The organism is Kitasatospora sp. NPDC058478 (assembly GCF_042720345.1).
GTDB lineage: Bacteria > Actinomycetota > Actinomycetes > Streptomycetales > Streptomycetaceae > Kitasatospora.
This window is the reverse complement of sequence record NZ_JBHXML010000017.1, coordinates 71,095-94,592: the sequence shown is the minus strand read 5'-3', so window position 1 is coordinate 94,592 and position 23,498 is coordinate 71,095. Positions and strand designations below refer to the sequence as shown.

General features: G+C 72.8%; 20 protein-coding genes. 11 read left to right on the top strand and 9 right to left on the bottom strand.

Annotation, left to right across the window (positions count from 1 at the left end):
* The first annotated feature begins 78 nt into the window (after window positions 1–78).
* On the top strand, window positions 79–1,041 hold the full coding sequence (locus ACFWPT_RS12200) for an SGNH/GDSL hydrolase family protein (protein WP_380378078.1): 963 nt from the start codon (window positions 79–81) through the stop codon (window positions 1,039–1,041).
* A gap of 99 nt (window positions 1,042–1,140) precedes the next feature.
* On the top strand, window positions 1,141–1,629 hold the full coding sequence (locus ACFWPT_RS12195; RefSeq protein ID WP_380481476.1) for a GNAT family N-acetyltransferase: 489 nt from the start codon (window positions 1,141–1,143) through the stop codon (window positions 1,627–1,629).
* 9 nt (window positions 1,630–1,638) lie between these two features.
* On the opposite strand, the gene ACFWPT_RS12190 is transcribed toward ACFWPT_RS12195, so the two are convergent.
* The 5 genes from ACFWPT_RS12190 to ACFWPT_RS12170 form a co-directional block, all read right to left on the bottom strand.
* Window positions 1,639–2,331 carry an RraA family protein gene (locus ACFWPT_RS12190; RefSeq protein WP_380481473.1) on the bottom strand — a complete coding sequence of 231 codons (693 nt, stop codon included), beginning with the start codon at window positions 2,329–2,331 and terminating at the stop codon, window positions 1,639–1,641.
* Between the two features lie 137 nt (window positions 2,332–2,468).
* Window positions 2,469–3,398 carry a proline dehydrogenase family protein gene (locus tag ACFWPT_RS12185; protein WP_063349537.1) on the bottom strand — a complete coding sequence of 310 codons (930 nt, stop codon included), beginning with the start codon at window positions 3,396–3,398 and terminating at the stop codon, window positions 2,469–2,471.
* A 214-nt stretch (window positions 3,399–3,612) separates the two neighbouring features.
* Window positions 3,613–5,241 (bottom strand): L-glutamate gamma-semialdehyde dehydrogenase, encoded by a 1,629-nt coding sequence (gene pruA / locus ACFWPT_RS12180; RefSeq protein WP_063349536.1) that lies wholly within the window; start codon window positions 5,239–5,241, stop codon window positions 3,613–3,615.
* A 161-nt stretch (window positions 5,242–5,402) separates the two neighbouring features.
* Window positions 5,403–6,668, bottom strand: a complete 1,266-nt coding sequence (locus tag ACFWPT_RS12175; RefSeq protein ID WP_380481471.1) for an FAD-dependent oxidoreductase — start codon at window positions 6,666–6,668, stop codon at window positions 5,403–5,405.
* Window positions 6,665–7,261, bottom strand: coding sequence for a PadR family transcriptional regulator (locus tag ACFWPT_RS12170; RefSeq protein ID WP_063349534.1), 597 nt, complete (start codon window positions 7,259–7,261; stop codon window positions 6,665–6,667). The genes ACFWPT_RS12175 and ACFWPT_RS12170 overlap by 4 nt, the downstream gene beginning before the upstream one ends.
* A gap of 142 nt (window positions 7,262–7,403) precedes the next feature.
* Here ACFWPT_RS12170 and ACFWPT_RS12165 point away from each other — a divergent pair, with 142 nt between their 5' ends.
* A complete protein-coding gene (locus ACFWPT_RS12165) occupies window positions 7,404–9,041 on the top strand; it encodes a PucR family transcriptional regulator (protein ID WP_380481469.1) in 1,638 nt (545 codons plus the stop codon).
* Between the two features lie 30 nt (window positions 9,042–9,071).
* On the opposite strand, the gene ACFWPT_RS12160 is transcribed toward ACFWPT_RS12165, so the two are convergent.
* Complete coding sequence (locus ACFWPT_RS12160; RefSeq protein WP_363368945.1) at window positions 9,072–10,562, bottom strand: alkaline phosphatase PhoX; 1,491 nt, start codon at window positions 10,560–10,562, stop codon at window positions 9,072–9,074.
* A gap of 264 nt (window positions 10,563–10,826) precedes the next feature.
* The gene (locus ACFWPT_RS12155) at window positions 10,827–11,915 is read right to left on the bottom strand and encodes a hypothetical protein (protein ID WP_380375144.1); all 1,089 of its coding nucleotides are present in this window, start codon (window positions 11,913–11,915) and stop codon (window positions 10,827–10,829) included.
* 320 nt (window positions 11,916–12,235) lie between these two features.
* Between ACFWPT_RS12155 and ACFWPT_RS12150 the strand changes: the two genes are divergently transcribed.
* Window positions 12,236–12,679, top strand: a complete 444-nt coding sequence (locus ACFWPT_RS12150) for a VOC family protein (protein ID WP_380375146.1) — start codon at window positions 12,236–12,238, stop codon at window positions 12,677–12,679.
* Between the two features lie 69 nt (window positions 12,680–12,748).
* Here ACFWPT_RS12150 and ACFWPT_RS12145 read toward each other — a convergent pair whose 3' ends face one another.
* On the bottom strand, window positions 12,749–14,398 hold the full coding sequence (locus ACFWPT_RS12145; RefSeq protein WP_380375147.1) for a hypothetical protein: 1,650 nt from the start codon (window positions 14,396–14,398) through the stop codon (window positions 12,749–12,751).
* Window positions 14,399–14,743: 345 nt separating this feature from the next.
* Here ACFWPT_RS12145 and ACFWPT_RS12140 point away from each other — a divergent pair, with 345 nt between their 5' ends.
* Window positions 14,744–16,075 carry an MFS transporter gene (locus tag ACFWPT_RS12140; RefSeq protein WP_380481467.1) on the top strand — a complete coding sequence of 444 codons (1,332 nt, stop codon included), beginning with the start codon at window positions 14,744–14,746 and terminating at the stop codon, window positions 16,073–16,075.
* Between the two features lie 60 nt (window positions 16,076–16,135).
* Here the strand turns inward: ACFWPT_RS12140 and ACFWPT_RS12135 are convergent, their stop codons facing one another.
* Complete coding sequence (locus tag ACFWPT_RS12135; RefSeq protein WP_380481465.1) at window positions 16,136–16,768, bottom strand: Uma2 family endonuclease; 633 nt, start codon at window positions 16,766–16,768, stop codon at window positions 16,136–16,138.
* 175 nt (window positions 16,769–16,943) lie between these two features.
* Here ACFWPT_RS12135 and ACFWPT_RS12130 point away from each other — a divergent pair, with 175 nt between their 5' ends.
* From ACFWPT_RS12130 to ACFWPT_RS12105, 6 genes are all read left to right on the top strand, one after another.
* Window positions 16,944–18,149, top strand: coding sequence for a helix-turn-helix domain-containing protein (locus ACFWPT_RS12130; RefSeq protein ID WP_380481463.1), 1,206 nt, complete (start codon window positions 16,944–16,946; stop codon window positions 18,147–18,149).
* Window positions 18,150–18,247: 98 nt separating this feature from the next.
* The gene (locus tag ACFWPT_RS12125) at window positions 18,248–18,682 is read left to right on the top strand and encodes an ATP-binding protein (protein ID WP_380375154.1); all 435 of its coding nucleotides are present in this window, start codon (window positions 18,248–18,250) and stop codon (window positions 18,680–18,682) included.
* Between the two features lie 462 nt (window positions 18,683–19,144).
* Window positions 19,145–21,067, top strand: coding sequence for a nucleotidyltransferase domain-containing protein (locus tag ACFWPT_RS12120; protein ID WP_380375156.1), 1,923 nt, complete (start codon window positions 19,145–19,147; stop codon window positions 21,065–21,067).
* Window positions 21,064–22,194, top strand: coding sequence for a hypothetical protein (locus ACFWPT_RS12115; RefSeq protein WP_380375158.1), 1,131 nt, complete (start codon window positions 21,064–21,066; stop codon window positions 22,192–22,194). Before ACFWPT_RS12120 ends, ACFWPT_RS12115 begins: the two co-directional genes overlap by 4 nt.
* Window positions 22,172–22,966 (top strand): SDR family NAD(P)-dependent oxidoreductase, encoded by a 795-nt coding sequence (locus ACFWPT_RS12110; protein WP_380375159.1) that lies wholly within the window; start codon window positions 22,172–22,174, stop codon window positions 22,964–22,966. The genes ACFWPT_RS12115 and ACFWPT_RS12110 overlap by 23 nt, the downstream gene beginning before the upstream one ends.
* A 34-nt stretch (window positions 22,967–23,000) precedes the next feature.
* Window positions 23,001–23,474, top strand: coding sequence for an NUDIX domain-containing protein (locus ACFWPT_RS12105; protein ID WP_380375161.1), 474 nt, complete (start codon window positions 23,001–23,003; stop codon window positions 23,472–23,474).
* The last annotated feature ends 24 nt before the right edge of the window (window positions 23,475–23,498 follow it).

The following is a 23,498-nucleotide window of genomic DNA, read 5'->3' as shown; positions in this document are numbered from 1 at the left end:
AAGTCGTCCACCCGCCGACTCGATCTACCTCTAGGGGGGTGAATCGCGCTCTCCCGCGCACTCGTTGAGGGAGAGACCGTGCCACGCTTCCTGTCCCGCCTCGCCGTCGCCGGCACCGCCGTCGCGCTCACCGCCGGCCTGATCACCCCGTCCGCCGCCCAGGCCGCCGCCGAACCGGCCGGCCGCGTCCGGACGCTCGCCTGGGCCGCACTGGGCGACTCCTACACGGCCGGCTTCGTCGAGGCCGCCGGCGCCGAGACCGAACCCCGCGACGGCTGCGCCCGCACCACCGGCTCCTACCCCGAGCTGATCCGCCGCGGCCTCGGCCCCCTGGTCGAGCTGCGCAACGTCAGCTGTGCCGGCGCCACCGTCAAGGACGTCTACCAGACCAAGGAAGCCCCGCCCGGCCGCCCGCTCCCGCCGCTCGGGACCAACCCCGGCGCCCCCTTCCCACCGGTCCCGTCGCAGATCGACGCCGTCTCCCCGGGCGCCGACGTGATCACCGTCGAGATCGGCGGCAACACCCTCGGCTTCGCCGAGATCCTCAAGGGCTGCATCGAACTCGGCGCCGCGGTCCTCGGCCAGGGCACGCCCTGCAAGGACAAGTTCGACGCGAGCCTGCCCGACCGCTTCAACCAACTGCGCGGCGACTTCGACCAGATGCTCGGCGCCCTGCACGCCAAGGCCCCGTCCGCGCGACTGCTGGCCGTCGGCTACCCCCACCTCGTCCCCGAGGACGCCACCCGCTGCACCTACGGCAACCTGGAGCAGTTCGCCACCTTCACCACCGGCGACCTCGCCTGGGCGCGGACGGCCATCCTGGAACCGCTCAACGCGATCATCGCCCAGCGGACCGCCGCCCGCGGCGACGCCTTCGTCGACCTCTACCCCTCCACCACCGGCCACAGCGTGTGCGACCAGGACCACTGGCTGGACGGCGTGCTGACCAGCATCATCCCGCTGCGCTACGCCCTGGTGCACCCCAACGCCAAGGGCCAGGCCCACGCGGCCGCCCTGGTCGAGGACGCCGTCCTGAGCTGACCAGCCGCACCGGAAGCGGCCGCACCGCAAACGGTCGCGCACCGAGAACCAGTCGAAAACCAGTGGCAGGCCCCTCCCGCCGCGGATCATGCTGAGCGGATGCTCATCCGCGAAGCCACCCCCGAGGACTGGCCTGCCGTCTGGCCCTTCTTCCACACCGTCATCGCCGCCGGCGAGACGTTCCCCTACCCCCTCGACCTCTCCTCCGACCTCGGCCGGGAGTGGTGGATGCTCGCCGCGCCCCATCGCACGGTGGTCGCGGTGGACGAGGCCGGCACGGTCGTCGGCACCGCCAACATGACCCGCAACCGCCCCGGCAACGGCGCGCACGTGGCCAGCGCCAGCTACCTGGTCGACCCGGCGCACCACGGCCGCGGCATCGGGCGGGCCCTGGTCGAGTACACCCTCGGCTGGGCCCGCACCAACGGCTACCGCGCCATGCAGTTCAACGCCGTGGTCGCCAACAACCACCACGCCGTGAAGCTCTACCAATCCCTCGGCTTCGACATCGTCGGCACCGTCCCCGAAGCCTTCCACCACCCCGTCGACGGCTACGTCGGCCTGCACGTCATGCACCGGTCGCTGTAAGGGAGTTCGCTACTCCTCGATCGCCCCGCCGACCCGCCGCAGGTGCTGCCGGAAGCTGTACGACGGATCGGCGGCGCGGCGCTCCAGGTACTCGTCGAAGGCGGTCTGCCGGCGCAGCGTGTCACCGGAGGCGATCCGCCCGGCCTGCGCGCGCTCGGTCCCGGCGATCGCGGCGGCCGCCTCCAGCACCTCCCCGACCCGGTCGGCCGGGACGAACAGCACCCCGTCCGCGTCGCCGAACACCACGTCCCCGGCGCCCACCAGGTGCGGCCCGACCCGCGCCGTCACCAGCGCCTCCGGCTCCCGCCCGTCCAGCCGAACCGGCCCCAGCGGCAGCGCGCCGTAACTGAACACCGGCAGCCCGATCTCCACCAGTTCGGGGGTGTCCCGGTGCAGCCCCCACACCACGATCCCGGCGACCCCTGCGGCCCGCGCCTCCAGCACCGCGAGGTCCCCGATGCAGGCCTCGTCGGTCCGCCCGCCGTTGTCGATCACCAGCACGTCACCGTCCCGGGCCGCCCCGTACGCCTCCAGGAACACGTCCACGCTCCCGTAGTGCCGCACCGGCAGCACCCGCCCCGCGACCCGCCCCCCGGCCACCACCGCCGCCACCCCCACCGGCGCCGCCCTGAGCCCCACCCCCAACCGCACACACGCATCCGCCACCAACGGCGTCGACAACCCCGCGAACTCCTTCAGCATCCCCAACTCCTCCCGCCAACACCCCAGTTCACACCCCCTCGATCCTAATCCGGGGCGCCGCCTCCGGAAACGCGACAAACGGCCCGCACCCCCCTTCCACCGGGGGTGCGGGCCGTCGTCGTGCGGGTGCGCGCGGGTCAGCCGCGGGTGGCCATGGCGCGCAGGAAGAAGGTGAGGTTGGCCGGGCGCTCGGCGAGGCGGCGCATGAAGTAGCCGTACCACTCCTGGCCGTAGGGCAGGTACACGCGCATGGTGTTGCCCTCGCCGGCGAGGCGCAGCTGCTCCTCGGGGCGGATGCCGAACAGCATCTGGTACTCGAAGGAGTCGCGCTTGCGGCCGTTCCACTGGGCGAGCTGGCCGGCGATCTTGATCATGTTGGGGTCGTGCGAGGCGATCATCGGGTAGCCCTCGCCGGCCATCAGGACCTTGAGCGCGCGGACGTACGCGAGGTCGACGTCGTGCTTGCCCTGGAAGGCGACCGACTCGGGCTCCTTGTAGGCGCCCTTGCACAGGCGCACGCGCGAGCCGGGGCCGGAGAACTCGCGGCAGTCGGCCTCGGTGCGGCGCAGGTAGGCCTGGAGCACGACGCCCAGCCAGGGGAAGTCGGCCCGCAGCTCGCGCGCGATGGCGAGGGTGGAGTCGGTGGTGGTGTGGTCCTCCATGTCGAGGGTCACCGTGGTGCCGGCGTCGGCGGCGGCCTCGCAGATGCGGCGGGCGTTCTCCAGCGCGATCTTCTCGCCGTCCACCGGGAGGAACTGGCCGACGGCCGACAGCTTGACCGACACCTCGGCGCCGGCCGCGAGGCCGGTCTCCTTGAGCGCCGTGAGCAGGTGCTCGTAGGCCTCGGCGGTGCCGGCGGCCTGGGCGGCGTCCTGGGTGTCCTCGCCGAGGTGGTCGAGGGTGACCTTGCGGCCGGTGGCGATCAGGTCGTCGGTGGCGGTGACGGCGTCGTCGAGGACGTCACCGGCGACGAAGCGCTCGACTATCGCGTGGGTCGGCGGGAACTTCTCGACCACGGTGCGGACCTGCGGCGACCGGGAGGCCGCGAGAAGGGCGGAACGGAGCATCGTGACTCCTGGAGCTGGTGCTTCTAAGGGTGGCAGAAGGGGGGCCGGGGCGGCGGGCGGCGGGTACGTGGCACCGCCGCCCCGGCGGGCGACGCCCGGCTGCGGGGCCGGGCGTCGCGGGTGACCGGAGTGGTCAGGCGACCGGAGCGGTCAGGTGACCGCAGTGGTCAAGCGACCGAGACGGTCAGGCGACCGGAGCGGTCGGGAGGGGCACTCAGCCCATGTGCGGGTAGCGGTAGTCCGTCGGCGGGACGAAGGTCTCCTTGACCGAGCGGGTCGAGGTCCACCGCGCCAGGTTCTGCTTGGCACCGGCCTTGTCGTTGGTGCCGGAGGCCCGGCCGCCGCCGAAGGGCTGCTGGCCGACGACGGCGCCGGTCGGCTTGTCGTTGATGTAGAAGTTGCCGGCCGCGAAGCGCAGCTTGTGCATGGCGTCCTGGGCGGCCGCGCGGTCCTGGGCGATGATCGCGCCGGTCAGGCCGTAGGCGGAGGCCGACTCCATCTGGGCCAGCATCTCGTCGTACTTGTCGTCCTGGTAGACGTGCACGGCGAGGATCGGGCCGAAGTACTCCTCGCGGAAGTACTCGGACGCCGGGTCCTCGCAGACCAGGACGGTCGGGCGGACGAAGTAGCCGACCGAGTCGTCGTAGGTGCCGCCGGCCAGGACCTCGACCGCGGGGTCGGCCTGGGCGCGGTCGATGGCGGCCTTGTTCTTGGCGAAGGCGCGGTCGTCGATGACGGCGGACATGAAGTTCGCCAGGTCGGTGACGTCGCCCATGGTGAGGCCCTCGACCTCGGCGGCGAACTCGTCCTTGAGGCCGGCCCAGATCGAGGCCGGGACGTAGGCGCGGGAGAGCGCCGAGCACTTCTGGCCCTGGAACTCGAAGGCGCCGCGGGTCATCGCGGTCTTCAGCACGGCCGGGTCGGCGGACGGGTGGGCGACCAGGAAGTCCTTGCCACCGGTCTCGCCGACGATCCGCGGGTAGGTGCGGTAGCCGGCGATGTTCTCGCCGACGGAGCGCCACAGGTGCTGGAAGGTGGCGGTGGAGCCGGTGAAGTGGATGCCGGCCAGCGCCGGGTGCTTGAGCGCCACGGCGGAGACGTCCAGGCCGTCGCCGGTCACCATGTTGATGACGCCCTTGGGCAGGCCGGCCTCCTCCAGCAGCTGCATCAGCAGGTGCGCGGAGTACTGCTGGGTCGGGGACGGCTTCCAGAGCACCACGTTGCCCATCAGCGCGGGCGCGGTCGGCAGGTTGCCGGCGATCGCGGTGAAGTTGAACGGGGTGATCGCGTAGACGAAGCCCTCCAGCGGGCGGTGGTCGCTGCGGTTCCACACGCCGTCCGAGGAGATCGGCTGCTCGGCCATGATCTGGCGGGCGAAGTGCACGTTGAAGCGCAGGAAGTCGACCAGCTCGCAGGGCGTGTCGATCTCGGCCTGCTGGGCGGTCTTGGACTGGCCGAGCATGGTGGCGGCGGCCAGGGTCTCGCGCCAGGGGCCGGCCAGCAGGTCGGCGGCCTTGAGGAAGATCGCGGCGCGGGAGTCGAAGGAGAGCGCCTGCCAGGCCGGGGCCGCGGCCAGGGCAGTGTCGATGGCCTCCTGCGCGTCGGCCTGGGTGGCGTTGCGCAGGGTGCCGAGCCTCGCCGCGTGGTTGTGCGGCTGGACGACGTGGATCTCGGCGCCGCCGCCCATGCGGTGCTCACCGTTGATCGTCATGGTCAGCTGGACCGGCTCCTGGCCGCCCAGCTCCTTCAGCTTGGCCTCCAGGCGGGCCCGTTCCGGGCTGCCCGGGGCGTAGCTGTGGACCGGCTCGTTCACCGGCGCGGGGACCTGGGTCACAGCGTCCATAGAGCGCACGCTCTCCTTCGTTGATGCGGGGGGATGCCGACGTGGGTCGCACGTCGGCCACAGCACGAACGCTATTCCTGCCCCTGGGGCCACTTGATTGGCCGGGCGGCTAAATTCCCCCGTACGGCGTTGTCCGGCCCGACGAAGGGGTCACGGCGCAGTCACGGCGCGGTCACGGCGCGCCGTTGACGGCCCGTCGCGCCGGAGGCCACCGGGAGCACCGGCCGGTCCCAGTCGATCCGGTGGCCGTGCACCGGGCGGAGCATCTTCTCCGGGCTCAGGAAGGTCCGCATCGCGATCGGCGCGAGCAGCCGGAACAGCGCCCGGCCGACCGGCCCGGAGGACTTCTGGTTGTTGGTGCGCGCCGCGTTGGCGGCGATCTTCTCGACCCGGGGCCGGCGCAGCGCCTCGTAGGCGGCGAAGGCGGCGGTGTGGTCGGGCAGGTCCCGCAGGCAGCGGGCGAGTTCGACGGCGCTCTCGACGGCCAGCGAGACGCCCTGGCCGGAGCTGTTGGAGGGGGCGTGCGCGCTGTCGCCGACCAGCACCATCCGGCCGCGGTACCAGTGCGGGACGGACGGCATGATCTCCAGCCGCGGGAAGACCTCGACGGTGTCGGCGGCGGCCTCGCGCAGCACGTCCCGGGCGGGCAGGTCGTCGGCGTGCAGGTCGCGGACCCGGCGCAGCCACTCCTCCGGGCTGACGGCGCGGACCTGCTCGGCGGTCAGCTGTTCGGGCTGCGGGATGTTGCTGAACCAGGCCGTCCCGGCGCCGTCCGGCAGCCCCCAGTAGCCGAAGAAGGCGCGGGCGCCGTTGGCGAAGTGCATGGTCTCGCCGCGTCCGGCCCGGCCGGGCAGCCGGTGCGGGCTGTAGCCGCCGACGCCGAGCAGGCCGGTGTACCGCGCGCCGGGTGCGGCCGGGTCGATCAGGGTGCGGACGGTGGAGCGGGTGCCGTCGGTGCCGATCAGCAGGTCGCCGGTGGCGGTGTCGCCGTCGGCGAAGCGGGCGGTGATGCCGTCGGCGCCCTCCTCGGCGCCGACCAGCCGTTTGCCGTAGCGGACTTCGATGCCGCTCTCGCGCAGCCGCCGCTGGAGCACCTCGTACAGTTCGGCGCGGCGCATGACCCGGCCGGGCGGCAGGTCGGGGAGGCCGGCGAACTCGGCCAGCACGCCGCCCCGGCCGTCCTCGATCAGCATCGGGCCGATCGGCTGTCCGACCGCGCCGACCTCCGCCCCGAGCCCGACGGTCGCCAGGGCGTCGAGCCCGTTGGGGGCGATCATGAAGGTGCCGCCGATGCCCTCGGCGGAGGACTCGTAGGCCTCGAAGACGACGGCTTCGACGCCGGCCTTGCGCAGGGCCAGTGCCGTCACCGGCCCGGCGATGCCGCCGCCGATGACGAGGGCCCTCTTCTCCCCGTTGCTCGTACTCATTCCAGACTCCCGAAGATCTCGTGCCAGGTCCGGATGAACTCCGGCTCCTTGAGTCGACCGACGAGGTGCTCGACGAAGCGGCCCTCGGCCTCCAGCGCGCCGACCCGGTGTTCCTCCTCGATCAGGAAGATCCAGGCCACGCCGTCGTCCGAGGCCTTCCGCAGGGCCGCCCGGATGCCCGCCACCTCGGCGGCCAGCGCGGCCCGCCGCTGTTCCAGCAGTTCCACGGCCTCGGCCGGCGGGACCACCATGAGCAGCGACAGCGCGACCCCGAACGCGGGGTACTCGTGCTGCGGTTCGGCGACGAGTTCGCGCATCCAGTCGGTGAGCTCCGCCCGGCCCTCGGGGGTGACGGCGTAGACGGTGCGCTCCGGTCGCTGGGTGTCGCGGACGGTCTCCTGTTCGGCGACGAACCCGGCCTTCCGCAGTTGCTCCACGACCATGTACAGCGAGCTGCGGTTGTACTTGATGTTGCGGTCCTTGCCGTGCTCCTTGAGCCGGCGCCCCATCTCGTACGGGTGCATCGGCCCGGCCACGAGTTCGGCCAGGACCGCGAGGGCCAGCGGGTTCGACACCTTGCGTCGCTTCGCCACGAGACGTCCTCATCTCTTGGTCAGTACTGACTATCCACTCCTGAATAGTCAGAGTCAACTATTTACGAAAGCCGGGCCGCGACTCTGTCCGCCCGGCTAAAATCAACCACACGGCATTGTCCGAGCGGATGAAGGAGGCCCGATGACGACCCCCGGCCTCCCAGGCTCCCCCGGACTCCCGCCCACCTCCGGCCTCCCGCTCCGCCGGCTGCTGATGTCCCTCGGCGAACCCCTGGTCGAACTCCAGGCCGCCCCGCAGGGCCTGGACGTCCCGGTCCGCGACGTCGCGATCCTCGACCCGGAGGACCCGCCGACCGCCTCCCCCGGCGAACTCGTCCTCGCGATCGGCGCCCGCGGCCGCGCCGCCCTCCCCGCCCTGCGCGCCGCCGGACGGGCCGGCGCCGCCGCGGTCGCGGTCAAGCTGGACGGCCCCGGCCAGGCGGACGCACTGCGCGAGGCCGCCACCGAGGCGGGCGTCGCCCTGCTCTCGGTGCGCCGCGAGACCCGCTGGGAGCACCTCGACTCGCTGGCCCGCGCGATCATCGCCGGCCCGGACGCCCCGGACACCCCCGGCGCCCCCGAACCCAACGCGGGCGACCTCTTCTCCCTCGCCCAGACCGTCGCCGTGCTCACCAACGGCATCGTCTCGATCGAGGACACCTCCAGCCGGGTGCTGGCGTACTCCCGCTCCTCCGACTCGGACGAGGTCGACGACCTGCGCCGGCTCTCCATCCTCGGCTGGCAGGGCCCCGAGCCGTACCTGTCCAAGCTCCGCGAGTGGGGCATCTTCCAGCACCTGCGCACCTCGGACGCCCCGATCGCGGTCGAACCGCACCCCGAACTCGGCCTGCGCCGCCGCCTGGCGATCGGCATCCGGGCCGGGGCGCAGCCGCTCGGCACCATCTGGGTGCAGGAGGGGGCGCAGCCGCTGGCGCCGCTCGCCGATCAGGCCCTGGTCGGCGCCGCCCGGGTGGCCGCCGCCCAACTGGTGCGCCGCCGACGCGAGTTGTCCGCCGACATGCGGCTCACCCGGACGCTGCTCACCGGCCTGCTGGAGGGCTCCACCGGCCCGCAGTCGCTCGCCACCCACCTGGGTCTGGACCTGCGCCGCCCGGCCACCGTGCTCGCCTACGGCGCGCACACCACCGAGGCGCTGCACCGCTCCGACGTCACCGGCCTGATCTCGGTGCACACCGCCGCCCGGCACCGCACCGCCCTGCTCGCCCCGATCGAGTCCCGGGTGTACGTGCTGCTGCCCGAGCTCCCGCCCGGCCTGCCGATGGCCACCGTGCGCGGCTGGGCGGACGAGGTGGTGGCGGCCGCCCGGGAGCACCTCGGCGTCCCGCTGCGCGCCGCGATCGGCTCGACCGTGGACGGCCTGGCCCAGGTGCCGGACTCCCGCGCGCAGGCGGACCGCATCCTGGACGCGATGAGCCGCGGCGGGGTGGACCTCGACGTGGCGGCGCTGATCGACGTCCAGGCCGAAGTGCTGGTCAGCGAGATGCTCGCGCTGCTCCAGGAGCGCTCCGGCCTGCGCGACCCCCGGCTCACCGCGCTCGCCGCGTACGACCGCCGGCACGGCACCCGGCTCGCCGAGTCGGTGCTGGCCTGGCTGGACGCGCTCGGCGAGGTCCGGGTCGCCGCGGACGCCCTGCACATCCACCCCAACACCCTGCGCTACCGGGTGCGCCGCGCCGAGCAGTTGACCGGCATCGACCTCGCCCAGCCGCAGCAGCGCCTGCTGGCGATGCTGCAACTGAGGCTGCCCGCGGACGAATGACCGCGGGCAGCCCCTTCGACACCCGCTACGTCACTCGCCGTAGCCCTGGCCGCGCTTGTGCTCGTTCAGCCGGTGCCACGGGCCGGTGATGGCCAGCTGGATGCCCGGGGTCTGGATGTTGGCGAAGAGGGTCTTGCCGTCGTCCGAGAAGGTCACCCCGGTGAACTCGCTGAACTCCGGCTTCTCGGCGGTGCCGATGTTCAGCTCGTTGCGGGCGATGGAGTAGGTCAGCCCGTCCTCGGTGGCGCCGAACAGGTGCGACACGCCCTCGCCGTCCTCGGCGATCACGATGCCGCCGTACGGCGAGACGGTGATGTTGTCCGGGCCGTCGAAGTTGTCGTGGTCGCCCCAGACGTCGGTGTTGACGCCGAGCAGCACCTTCAGGGTGATGGTGCGGCGGGTCGGGTTGTAGAACCAGACCTGGCCGTCGTGCTGCACCGGGCTCTCCGAGCGGGCGAAGCTGGAGACGAAGTAGAAGCCGCCGTCACCCCACCACATGCCCTCCAGCTTGCGGGCGCGGGTGACCTCGCCGTCCTTGAACTGCTTGCGGATCGAGACGGTCCTGGCGTCGCGGTCCTGGACCTTGACCCAGTCCGCGCCGTAGGTGGTGCCGACCTTGGTGGCGCGGGAGAGGTCGTCGACGAACTTGCCCTGGGCGTCGAAGACCTTGAAGGCCTCCAGCACGCCCGCGTCGGCGGCCAGCTTGCGCAGCTGGTAGCGGCCGTGCTTGAAGCCGGCCGGCGGGGTCCAGCGGAACAGCAGGCCGTTGGGGTTCGAGGCGTCCTCGGTCAGGTAGACGTGGCCGCGCTTCGGGTCCACCACGACGGCCTCGTGCGCGTACCGGCCGAAGGCCTTCACCGGCTGCGGGTCGCGGTTGTAGTCGTCGTCGAACGGGTCGACCTCGAAGATGTACCCGTGGTCCTTGGTGAAGCCGTTCTTGCCGGCCTTGTCCTCGGTCTCCTCGCCGGACAGCCAGGTGCCCCACGGGGTCACGCCGCCCGCGCAGTTGGTGGAGGTGCCGGCGATGCCGACCCACTGCTCGACCGAGCCGTTCCGCTTGGCGTGCACGATGGTGCAGCCGCCGGCCGCGCCCGGGTCGTAGACGTGGCCCTCGGTCAGCGGCACCGGGTACGGCCAGTTGGCGCGGGCACCGGACAGCTCGTGGTTGACGACCATCAGGTTGCCGCCGCGCTCGTCCTCGAAGGCGGAGGTGCCGTCGTGGTTGCTCGGGGTGAACTCGCCGGTGCGCAGCCGGGTGACGCCGGCTCGGTTGACGACCTTGTACGCGAAGCCCTTGGGCAGCGACAGCAGCCCGGCCGGGTCCTGCACCAGCGGGCCGTAGCCGATGGCGGCGCGCACCGCACCGGTGTCACCCGCCGCGGACGCGGCCGGCAGCTCGCCGCCGGCCGGGGCGGCGATCGCGCCCGGGGCGCTGGCCAGCGCCTCCGCGCTGCCGGCGATCAGCACGCCGGCCCCGACGAGGGTGGAACGGTTGACGAAGTCCCGGCGGGACAGCGGCATGGCAGCAACTCCTGAGGAATCGGCCGCCGGACCGGGGGCGGGCCCGGTGCCCGGCGGGCGGGGCGTCGAGACGGGGTGTCGACGCCCAGCAGACTCCGCCGCGGGGATGAACCAGGCATGACGCCCACCTCACGCCCAGGCGGCCATTTGCCAACCGATGACCGACACATGACCTCCGCTTTGCCTGAGACGCCCCGCCGAGGGCCACCCCGACCCACGGCGCCCTGCCGAGGGCCACCCCGACCCACGACGCCCCGCCGAGGGTCACCCCGACCGCGTCGTCCGCCACTGCTCCCAGGCCGACAGCCACAGCTGCTCGGCGAGCCGGTGCTCCTCCCAGACCTCCGGCCCGCCGCCCCGCCGCTCCCGCCAGAGCTGCTCCCAGGCCCGCTGCGCCGGCAGGCTCGCCACCTCACTGGCGAACACCGTGTACCGGACGACCTCCTCGACGGCCGCCCCGCCCTCCGGCGTGCCGATCAGCCAATGCGTGTGCCGGGCAAGCCGGTTGAGGTGGTTGACCATCGCGGTCAGCGCCGTCACCGCCTCCTCCCGGTTCTCGGTGGCGAGCCGCATCTGCTGGCGCACCGCCACCTCCCAGCGCACCTCGTAGGCGTCCCCGCGCGGGCGCCGCGGCGTCCGCCCGGCCCGGACCTGCGCCTCGACGGCGGCAGACGCGGCGACGCTCTGCGCGATCAGCTCCCGGTGCGCCTCCAGCCCGACGGCGGGCGGCAGTTCACGCTCCTGCACCGGGACCTGCCGGGCCCGCCGGGCGGCCAGCTCGCCCAGCAGCTCGGCCCGGCCGCGCAGGTACGGCTCGAAGTCCGCGATCCCGCCGAGCTCCACGCCGCCGGGCGGCACCCCGCGCCCGCACACCGTCACGGTCAGCCCGCCGATCCGCAGCCGCCCGGCCCAGACCGGTGCGGCCCCGTCGGCGGCCGACGCACCGGGCCAGAGCACCGGACGGTCCTCGTGCACCTCCACCGGGTACGGCTCGCCGTCCACGGTGATCCACTCGCGCAACGCCCGCACCCGGCCCGGCCCGTCGCCCTCGTCGACCCCCAGGTGGTCATAGACCCGGTCCCGTTCGTCCTCGACCACGTCCTCCAGCTCGGGCAGGTCCTCGCCGCGCTCCGCGTCCGGCCGGTAGGTGCGCACGCTGACGTACGGGCCGGCCACCGAGCTCCAGTCGCCGGACTGCACCTCGACCCAGGCGAGTTCGCCGCCGGAGGTCTCGAAGGCGGCCAGCGCCTCGCCCCAGCCGCCCGTCCCGCCGCCCCCGCGCGACAGCCCCGCGACCACGCCGTACACCGGGAAGTCGGCCGCGGCCACCGTCCGGCGGGAGAAGTCCTCCACCGCGGCGAGACGCTCCTCCTTGCTCCTCGGGTCCGGGACGCGCGCAGGGTCCGTCCGCCCGACGTTCCATTCCGGGGGCCTGCCGCCACTCTCCCGCATCATCCTGTGCCGCACCCCCGAGTCCTCGCGCCCGCACCGCCGACGCCACCTTAGTGCCCGGGACCTGCCGGGTCATCAGCTCGGGTGCCGGGCACCGGCGCAGGCCGCGTCGGGACGCCCGGCCGCCGACGGGCCCGGGCCGTGTCAGGACTGCTGGTTGCCGGCCGGCACGGGCCGTGTCAGGACGCGCGGTTGTCAGCCGCCCTCCCTACCCTGGCGGCATGACAGCAGACAGCAGCTTCCCGCCCCGGATCAGCATCGTCACCCTCGGGGTCTCCGACCTCGACCGCAGCGCCCGCTTCTACGAGGACCTGGGCTGGCGGCGGTCCTCCGCCTCCAGTCCGGAGATCGTCTGGTTCCGCACCGCCGACTCGGCGCTCGGCCTCTTCCCCACCGAGGAGCTGGCCGCCGACGCGGGCGTGCCCGCCACCGGTGAGCCCGCCTTCCGCGGCGTCACCCTCGCGGTGAACCTGGAGTCCCCCGCGCTGGTGGACGCCGCGTTGAAGACGGCGGTCGAGGCCGGCGCCGTGGTGGTCAAGCCGCCGGTCCCGACCAGCTGGGGCGGCTACTCCGGCTACTTCGAGGACCCGGACGGCCACCTCTGGGAGCTGGCCCACAACCCGTTCTTCCCCTTCGCCGAGGACGGCTCCCTCGATCTCCCCTGACCCGCCGGCCCATCAGCCCGTCGAAGCCCCCCGTCGGCCCGCCGAAGCCCCCCCCCCCCCGTCGGCCCGTCAGCCCTTGGACCGCGCCTTGAAGGCCGCCTTGCGTGCCTCCTTGGCCACCGCCCGGTCCAGGTGCAGCTCCCCGACGGCCTCCAGGACGTCCGCCGTGTACGGGTGGTCGACCCGCCAGAGCTCGCCGAAGTAGGACGCAGGGTTGCCGGTCACCGGCAGGTCCGCGATCAGCTCGCGCAGCAGTTCGGCGTCGCCGCCGCTGTCCAGCAGCTGGGCGGCGAAGGTGTCGACCACCGTCCACAGCGCCATCGTCCGCTCCGGTACCGGCACGTCCGTCGCTCCCTTCGAGGTCAGCCAGGCCCGGGCGGCGCCGCCCAGCTCGGGGTCGTCCAGCACGTCCCGCACGGCAGGCTCGGCGGCCGCGCCCAGCATGTTCAGCGCCGAGACGCCGAGCATCCGCCGCATCGGGGCGTACGCGTCGTCGCCGCGCGCCGCCGCCAGCAGCTCGCGCGCCGCCGCCACCGGCTCCCGGCCGGTGATCCAGACCCGCAGCTCCTCGTCCGGCAGCACGTTGGCGGCCTCGCACACCGCGCGCAGCAGCTCGGCCGCGTCGCCCTGGGCCAGCTCGCCGACCAGCGGCGCGTCGTAGCCGTCCTCCAGCAGCCACTGCCGGATGCCGTACTGGCCGAGCGGGGTGAGCCGGACGAGCCCGAAGCGCGCCGACTCCTCATCGTCCAGCGGCGCCTCGCCGACGAGGGCGGGCTCCTCGCCCTCCGGGCCCTCCTCCTCGTCGAACAGCTCCGGGTCGATCGGCCGGTACTCCAGCAGGCCCAGCTCGGCCAGGTCGCCCAGCATCGGGTCCAGTGCGACCATCACATCGGTGATGTCGCCCAGCAGCTCCTCGCTCGGCTCCTCGCCCTCCGGCACCACCAGCAGCGCGGCCAGCACGCCCAGCGGCACGGTCTCGTTGCCCGGATCGGCGAAGGCGGTGGTCTCGTACAGCACCTGCAACGCCTCGTCCAACAGCTCGGCGGCGGCGTCCCGGGCCTCCTCGACCTCGCTCAGGGCGTCCTCGTCCTCCTCACCGCCCTCCACGGCCTCCCCGGCCTCCCCGCCCTCGGCGGCCCGCACGGCCTCCTCCTCCGGCAGCGAGTCGGCCTCCACGGCCAGCTCCCGGACGATCCCGGCAGCGGTCAGCCACAGCTCCAGGACGGTCTCCGGGTCACCCTCCTCGGCGGGCTCCAGATCCGGGCCCGGCACGGCGACGTGCTCACCGGCCGCCGTCGTCCCGATCTCCACCAGGTCCAGGTCGCAGGCCAGCGACCAGGCCCGCATCGCCTCGACCTCCGCCTCCTCCGGCACCTCCCCCTCGGCGGGGGTCAGGCCCAGCAGCTGCGCCGCCGGCGCCCGGTCCTCCTCCACCAGGTCGCCGAACTCGTCCACCACCCGGTGCGGGGCGGCCCAGCGGGCCAGCGCCAGCGCGTACCCGAACATCGGCACGGCCTTCGCCAGGGCGGCCAGCTCCTCCTCGGCGGGCAGCTTCACCGGCGGTACCAGGACCGCCGCGTCGTCCAGGTCCTCGTCGTCCAGCCCGTGCGCGGCGAACGCCCCGTAGAGGTCCTGAAGCTCCAGGTCGGCGGGCAGAACCGGCTCGACCGCACTCTCTCCCGGCGAAGCCCCGGCGTTCTTCCGACGTCGTCCGGCCATCGTTGTGCGTTCTCCCTCAGCCAGCGGTCCGCCTATCAGCTCAGCGTCCCGATCCACCACCTCAGCGTATAGGCCGGGCACCCCCGATGCCCGGCCTCAAGGGGCGCGCGCCGCAACCGTGCGCCCACCCTTTATCCTTCGCATTGGCACCGTGCACACCCCGCGCGGGCCACCGGGCAATGAAGCCCTTCGCCCTCCCCGCCCGACACCGGGCAGGAGGGGCCCACTCAGCTCACCCGCTCCACCAGGGAGCCCCGCACCTCGGCCACCACCACAGCGCCTCAGGACGGGCGCGCCGGCACACCCCGCCGACCCGGTGGTGCCCTGCCACAGGAGATCCCTTACATGGCGGACCTCTCCCCCGCCGGCTCCGGCCTGCGCACCGCGCAGCTCGACGGACGCCGACTCTCGGAGGCCCTGCTTCCCCTGGAGCTCGCGCCCCGCGCCCAGCTCCAGCTCGCCGCGGTCAGCCGCTGGAACGCGCTGCGCGGTGTCCGCGTCGGCCTGGTCGCCGCCGCCCTGCTGCTGATGCTGATCGGTGCCAACCTGGCGACGCCGATCTACCCGCTCCTCCAGCAGCGCCTCGGCCTCGGCCCGCTCGACACCACGATCCTCTTCACGATCTACGTGTTCGCGCTGGTCCCCGTGCTCGCCGTGGTCGGCCACTGGTCCGACCACCTCGGCCGCCGCGCCCTGATCCTGCCCGCCGTCGCCCTGGCCGCCGCCGGCGACGTCGTGTTCGCCACCTCGGGCAGCTTCTGGCAGCTCGCCGCCGGCCGGGCCGTCCAGGGCATCGCCGTCGGCCTGTCCACCGGCGCCGCCGGGGCCGCCCTCGGCGACCTGCTGCCCGACCACCCGACGCTCGCCGCCAAGCTCACCCTGGCCTGCTCCGCCGGCGGCGTCGCGCTCGGCCCGGTGGTCGGCGCCCTGCTCGCCAACGGCACGGACCCGCTGCTGACGCCCTTCCTGCTGCACGCCATCGCCCTGCTGGCACTCTGCGTGCCGCTGGCCCTCGTCCACCCGCGGATGCCCGGCCGCAACCGCCCGCCGGCCACCCCGCCCCGCATCACCACCCCGGCCCACCTGCGCCCGCGCCGGCTCGCCCTGCCCCGCACCGGCCGCCGCGAGTTCCTGCTCGCCGCCTCGGCCGGCTTCATCTCGTACGCGGTGTTCGGCGTCTACCTGGCGCTCGCCCCGGCCTTCTCCGCCAAGCTGCTGCACACCTCCTCGCACCTGACCGGCGCGATCGTGGCCGCCCTGCTGCTCGGCTCGTCCGCACTGGCCCAGCTCCTCGTCCCGCCCACCTCCGACCGCCTGGTCATCGCCCTCGGCATGGGCGGCCTCGCCGCCGGCCTCGCCCTGGTCGTCGCCGCCCAGTACACCGAGACCCCGGCGCTGCTGTTCATCGGCAGCGTCCTCGGCGGCATCTGCCAGGGTGTGGCCTTCCGCTCCCTCTTCACCACCGCCGTCGCCGCGATGAACCCGGAACGCCGGGGCTCCGAACTGAGCTCCCTGTGGATCATCGTCTACCTCGGCAGCTCCCTCCCCATCGTCGCCGTCGGCGCCCTGGTCCAGCACTACGGCCTCCTCCCCGCCGTCAGCGGCTTCGCCGCCGTCGCCGCCGCCCTCTGCACGGCCCTGGCCATCGCCGTCGCCCGCAAACCCAAGCAGTCCTGACCACCCCAAGAACACCGCCGCCCGGGACGACCATTCGTCCCGGGCGGCGTTCGTACAGGGCTACTCAGCCCAGGGAGTCCATCTCGCGGTGTCGAGTTCGAACCCGAACTCCTCGGGCCACTCCACAGAGGCACCGAACTCCCACCGACCGAGCACCCGGTAACCGCCCGCACTACTGTCCGGCTCACCGAACAGCGTGACACCCGGCTGCCGTGGGTCGCGGTCCACCAATAGGTAGTACGGCACACCGGCGCGCGCATACCCCCGCCGTTTGGCACGACGGTCGTTGTACGCGCTGAAAGGCGCGGTGACCTCGGCCACCAGACTGACCTCGCCCGCGCGGAGATAGCGGTCCTCCCCTGACATGGCCGCCGAGTCCACCTCCGAGGTCACTACGACGAGGTCCGGAATGTAGCCGTCCCCGATCTCCGCAAGATCGAGGCCGACCGTCTGTACCGCCCGCCATCGACAACACGGCTTCGCAAACTCGGCGCGGAACACCGCCTCTTGAATGTCCGAGATGATCACGGCATGGGCGACGCTCGGCACCGGCGCCACCACGAACTCCCCGCCGATCACCTCAACGCGAAGGACTTCAGGCAGCCGCAAGTGCTCGTCGAGCTCGCCACGGGCCCACAACGCATACGGCGATTCGGGCAAGACCCACTGCCCGGAAGCAACGACCGATGACATGCCCCCAGCCTGGCCGCCCGCCGGCAGATACACCTCTGCCACACAAACCTTTCCCCCGAAGGAGAGGCTTGCGCGGCAGCGGGTTGACGAAGGCCTGGCGGAGCCGAAGCTTGTCCGCCCGCCCATGGGAGCGGGTACCTTCCGAGTACGGCCGTGTACCCGGAAGGGGACCAGGATGACGCAGTGGACCGACTACACCACTGGCGAGCGCATCAAGCTTCTGCGCGGACCGGACATGACGCAGGAACAGCTTGCGGAGGCATCGGGCCTGTCGGTGGCGACGATCCGCAAGGCGGAACGCAACCTCGGCGGCAGCCTCCAGACGCTGCTGCGCATCTCGGCCGCGCTGCACGCCGACGTCTCGGTGGTCCTCGGCCAACAGGCCCCCCGCCGCGCGATGCACGGCGCCGACCGGGCGATGATGCGCGAGTTGTCCCGTGCCGTTCACGACACCGCCGCCGGGGTCGGCGTCGACGTGCAGCCCCCGTCCCCGGCCGAACTCGCGGCCGGGCTCACCGCCGCGTGGAAGGCCTATCGCTCCGGCGACTTCATGGGCGCCGGAGTGCGCGTCGCCCCAGTCCTGCGCGAAGCCGCCGCTGCACTGAAGGCCGCACCGGTCGACCTGGGGAGTACGGCGGCGGGCGTCCTCGCGGACGCCTACCGGCTAGCCGCCTACGTGGCGAACCAGTTCGGCGCCCGGGATCTCGCGTACGCCGGGATCGGGCACGCACAGCACCAGGCCGACCGCGCCGGGGACACCGTCCGCTCGGCCATGGTCGCGTCCGGTCGGTCATGGATCTACCTGCGGGATGCCCGGCTCGACCAGGCGGAGGAGACCGCCCGCACGTCGTACGAGTCCATCGAGCCCAGGTACGGGGATCGAGATCTCGGAATGCTCGCCACCTACGGATGGCACGTGACCTTCGCGGCCGTCGTCGCCGCCCGCCGAGGAGACGTGGACGGAGCCGACAATCTGCTGTCACAGGGGCGTGCGGTCGCGGCCCGGATGGGCCGGGACGTCATGGTGAACGGCACGGCGTTCGGGCCCGCGACGGTCGCCGCACAGGCGATCGGCATCTCCGTCTCGACCAGTCGGCCAGGGAGGGCGCTCTGCCTGTTCGAGTCGATCGCCGACATGAGCTCGCTCACCCCGTCGGCGCGCAACCGGATGATGCTGGACGTGGCGCTCGCACAGGCCGAGACCCGGCAGTCCGACACCGCCCTGGACACCCTGCTCGAGGTGTGCTCGGCCGCCCCTGGTTGGGCTCGCCATCAGGGGCTGCCCGGGGTGATCGCACAGAAGGCGAGCGCGGGCAGCGCGACCACGGCCAAGCTGCGCAAGCTCTCATCGATCCTCGGAACATCCGTGATCATCAACTGAGGAGTGATACGAAACGTATCACTCGGCGCCGGTACTACTTCGGGAAGTGATACACGCCATCCGTTCACTGACGGCAACAACTCGGCGACATTGAGCGCATGCTGACGTTCCATCACCAGCGCCCCGCGCTCGCTCCCGTTCCGCCGAGCCCCGCCACCCTCCGGCTGCCTTACACCACGGCATCGGCCCTCGCCGCCCGCCGGATGGTCCGCGCCAAGCTCACCGAGTGGAACCTGCCCCACCTGATCGACGACGCCGAGCTGATCATGTCCGAGCTGGTGGGCAACGCGGCGAAGACCGGCTGCCAGACGTCCATGATGGTCGGCATTCGGCGTGCGACCAGCGACACGGTGCGGCTACTGGTCTCGGACGGGTCAGCATCCCTGCCAGTCCTGATCGACGCCGGACCGGACGCCGAATCCGGCCGAGGGCTCGCCTTGGTCGATCAGCTCACTCACCAGCGGTGGGGCGTGACCGCGTGGCCGCGTGGCAAGCTCGTGCACGCCACCCTCGCCGCTTCCACCGGCGCCTGACGACACCCTCGAACACGACATCGCAGGCCGAGGGCGCGGCCGCCCCGATCGGCAGGCATATCTGGTCAACGGCCAGCACCCGCCGATGTGGTGCTGTCCGTCGGCTGCCTGCCCCCTGCACTCCTTCCCCGGCATCGACGGCACACCGGCCCGGGACGGGTCCAGGCGGCTCCGGGTGAACCCCCGCAGTCGTAGCCGTCCCTCTTCGCCGGCCTCGGCACCCCGCCAGGTCGGAAACCCGTCACGCCGAAGGGAGATTCGCCGTGCCGCAAACCGCCGTCCCGATCTTGGAGGCCCCCCAGCCTCCCCCGCCCCCGCCGCCTCCGCCCCCGGCCCCGCCGATCCCGCAGCCGCCGTACCCGGGCCGCTAGCCCGATCCGGCCCTCGGCCGGGCGCCCTCGCGGCGTCCGGCCGAGGGCCGCCCACCGCCCCACAGATGTTGTGCACCACCCGGAGGAAATCGTGTCCATCTCCCCTGAGCACGACCCCACGCCTTCCCGACCCGTCACGATCGCGGTCAGCGGTCCCGACAACGTCGGCAAGACCAAGCAGATCGGCATCCTGACCCGCCGTCTCGGTCCCGCCGCACATGCCACTGGACCGCTGGACGACTACGACCCGCGCTGGGGCGCCATCAAGGCCCTGGGAATGGGCGCCTGGTGGTTCGAGTGCGGCCCGGTCGAGGAGGTCGCCGACGTCCTCGCCAGCTCCTACCTGGAACGTTCCCGCAGGCCCGCCGCCGCGCCCGTGCGTCTGATGGACCGGGGCATCCCGATGCTGGAGGCGTCACTGGCAGCCACCGTCGCGGTGCGCGAGCGTCTCAGCCCCGACGAGGCCGCCGACCGGGCGCGCAAGCTCCTCGATCCGTACGCCGCCGACGTGCGGGCCGCCGAGGCGGCCGAGTACGGCATCGTGCTCCTGCACGACGACGACCCGGTGATCGGCACTTCCCGCAGCCTCTCCTACGAGCGGCACGTCACCCCGGCCTACGCGGACTACCAGCGGCACCTCCACCTTCAGGTGCACCGGCTCGTCGCCGAAGGCGGGTGGGCGGAGACCATCGTGGTCGGCGAGCGCCGGGTCGTGGCCGTCCAGGACGAGATCCGCCAGCGCCTGCACCCGATCGCCCCGCTCGTGCCGTCCCGCGCCCTTCCCGGCGTGCGGGTGGTCGCGCTCGGCGGCATGTCGGAGAGCGGCAAGAGCACGGCGGGCGAGTACCTGCGGGTCAGGCACGGGTACGCGCGCCTCAAGATCGGCTACCTGATCGAGGACGCCGCCCAGCGCGCCGGCATCGCTGACCCGTACGAGCTCCCGGCCGTGGTGCGGGCCGAGCTGCTGGTCGACGGCCTCGACCGCTACTGCGCGGCCCACCACTTCCTCGGCCACGTCACCGTCGAGTCCCTGCACGACCAGGACGCGACCGCCGAGCTGCGGCGGATGCTCGGCGAGCAACTGACCGTGGTGTACGTCGACGCGACGCCGCAGGTCCGCGCCGAACGCGGCACCGCCGGGCCCGAGGACGTGGTCGAGCGTGACGCCGTGAAGGCCCGTCGTGGTGCGGCCGGGATCGCCTCTCTCGCGCAGGAGGTCATCGACAACAACCACAGCCGTCTGCACCTGGAGCGCCGACTCGACGGGATCGCCCTGGCCCGCCGGTGGCCGCTGCGCAGGCCGGCCACCACGCCGGTGAACACGCTGGGCCTGCCTGTTCACGTGGAGTCCTACCTCTCCGGGCTGCTCGACCGCACCACCGTCCAGGTGCCGCCCGTGATCGACCTCCTCGCTGTGACCGGCAGCGGAGCGCGTGGCAAGTACCAGCACGGGTGGTCCGACCTGGACGTCTTCGTCGTCGCCGAGCAGGACAGCCTCCCCGGGCTCCGGCAGGCCATCGCCGAACTCGAAGCCGAACTCGGTGGCGTCAAGCTCGGCCTGACCGTGCTGACCCAGGACGAGTGCCGCACCGGGGCGGTCACCTCCCGCCTGCTGCACGTCCTCATGCTGATCGGCTCCGGCTCCCTCGTGCCGCTGTGGTGCCGCCCCGGCCTGGCCCTCCCCGCCCCGGACGCGGCCGGCGACGTGGCGGTCAGCGTCGAGGCCGGCGTACAGGCCGCCATCGAGATCCGCCGCCAGATCCTCAAGAGAGCCCCCGACCTCCGCGCCCTGTTCAAGATCACCGCCCTGCTGGCCAAGGTGATGCTCCGCTTCGAGGGCACCGAACGCGCCTCCGACGACGACGCGCTCGGAATCTTCCTCGACCGCGAGCCCGCCACCGACGCCGACCTGCGCCGCCAGGCCCGCGAGGACCGCGAGAAGGCGGTGGAGCTGGCCAACATCGTCCTGGGCCACTGGCTGGCCACCATCGCCCTGCCGACGAGCCGCGCATGAACGGCCCCGCCACTTCTGTCCCGGCCTTCCGCAAGATCCTCGCCCCCGCCGCAGCGCAGGCCGAGGTCCAGGGCTGGCAGGCCACCGCCCGCACCCTGCCGGTGCCCCAACTACTGGGCCACAGCCGGGCAGGCGGCAAGCACGTCGTGGCCTACGAGGACGTGTTCGCCACCGGCCGGTGCACCATGCTCCTCGGCGACGTCATCGCCACCGCCGACCGGCACCCGAGCGCCCTGCCACGGGTCACCACGCTGATCGACGCCGTCTGCGACAGCCTGCTCGCCGCCGTCGCCGACAGCGGAAGCGCCGCGCCGCTCTCGGACTGCGTGCCCGGCCTCTACCTGGACCGCATCCGCCCCGGCGGGCGGATTGACACCTGGTACCTGTCCGGCCGCCTCGCCGTCCCCGCCTCGCGCACCGGCCAGCCGCTGCCCGTACACGCCCTCACCGGCCACATCTTCGTCGTCAACGGCGTCCCGATGCGGCTCGACCTGCCCGCCATCGTCTGGGAAGCCCGCGAAACGCTCTGCTCCGCCCGTACCTGGGTCACCGCGCTCACCCAGGGCGACCCGACCGAGCCGAACATCGCCGACCCGCTGTGCTGGCTCGACTTCCAGTACGCCGGCCGTAACACGCTCGCCGGGGAAATCGCCATCCTCCTCTGGTACTTGCTCGGCATGGGCGGCTGGCTCGTACCGACCTACCAGCCCGAGGTGTACGCCCGCACCCTCCCGCTGCACCTGCCGCCGGTCACCACCCCGCACCTCGAACACGTCGACCACGACGAGCGGCACCGCCGCCTGGAAGTCCGCTACACCTGGGCGGTCGGAGTCGGGCGTCAGGCCGCAATCGACCGCCTGCTGAAGCGCGTTCGCGCCGACCTCGCGCCCGCCGCCGGACTGGCCCCGGACCGCTTCCTCGCCCAGATCCGCCACTTCCTCACCCTGCGAATCCTCGGCGTCATCCCGCCCGGCCGCTTCACCGGCCACGACCTCCTCCTGCTCCTGGCCAAGCTCACCGAGACCCAGAACCCCGAGACCGTCTGCGAGACCTTCACCTGCACCCATCCCGCGCCGGCCACCGGCCCCGACGATCGGACCGACCATGACCACACCCACGCCGCTTGAACTGCCCATCGCCGCCCTGCCGCTCCAGGGCCGGGTGGCCCTGGTCACCGGCGGAGCCACCGGGATCGGCGCTGCAACCAGCCGAGCGCTCGCCGCCGCCGGTGCCTCCGTCGCCGTCAACCACCTCGCGCAGATCCGCCGGGCCCGCACCGTGCTCGCCGACGTGCGGCGCGAGGGCCTGCACGGCATCGAGGTCAGTGCCGACCTCACCGACCCCAACGCCGTTGCCGCCCTGGCCAGTCAGGTCGAGTCCGAACTCGGCCCGATCGACATCCTCGTCAACAACGCGGGCGCCTACCCCCGCATCCCGTGGGACGAACTCGGTGAGGATGAGTGGGCGCGCGCCATCGAGTCCAACCTGACTATCCACTACCGCACTTGCCGTGCCATCACGCCGGGCATGGCCGAGCGCCGATGGGGCCGGGTCATCAACATCGGCAGCGTCAACGCGCGTGCCGGCCGCCCCGGACTCACCGCCTACAGTACCGCCAAGGCCGGACTCCTCGGCCTCACCAGGTCGCTGGCCAGGGAACTTGGACCGGCTGGCATCTGCGTGAACACTGTCGTACCCGGGGCCATCCAGGTCGAGGCGGAGAACGACCTGCCCGCCCACCACCGCGCCCGACCCGAGGACCAGATCCGCCGCCAGTGCGTCCAGCGCCGGGGCCGCCCCGAGGACGTCGCCGCCGCGGTCGCCTTCCTCGCCGGCCCCAGCGCGTCCTTCATCACCGGCCAGTCGTTGCACGTCGACGGCGGCTGGCTCCTCCACTGACCGGCCCGTCCCATCGAACAGGAAGCAGAGCACCATGCAGCACCGCGTCCGCGCCGTCCTCCTCACCCCGAACGACACCATGCTGCTGATCAAGCGCATCCGCCCCGGCATCGACCCGTACTGGGTGATCGTCGGCGGCAAGATCGAACCGACCGACGCCAGCCCCGAGGAGGCCCTGCTGCGCGAGGTCCGCGAGGAGATCGCCGGCGAGGCCCAGATCGTCAGCCTCCTCCACACCATCGAGACCGACGACGAACGCCAGGTCTTCTACCTCGCCACCATCGAGAAGTGGAGCTTCGAGGACCGCACCGGCCCCGAGTTCACCCAGGAAGGCCGAGGCGAGTACCTCCTGGAGGAGGTCCCCCTCACCACCGAGGCGCTCGACGCGATCAGCCTCCTGCCCCAGGAGATCGCCACCGTCCTACGCGGGGCCGTCGAGCGCGGCGTCCTCCTCTCGGCCGGAACACCCTTCCCCGGTTCCGGTCACAGCGAGGCCATCACCCACTGAGGCGCAGATACACCACTGCCGCAC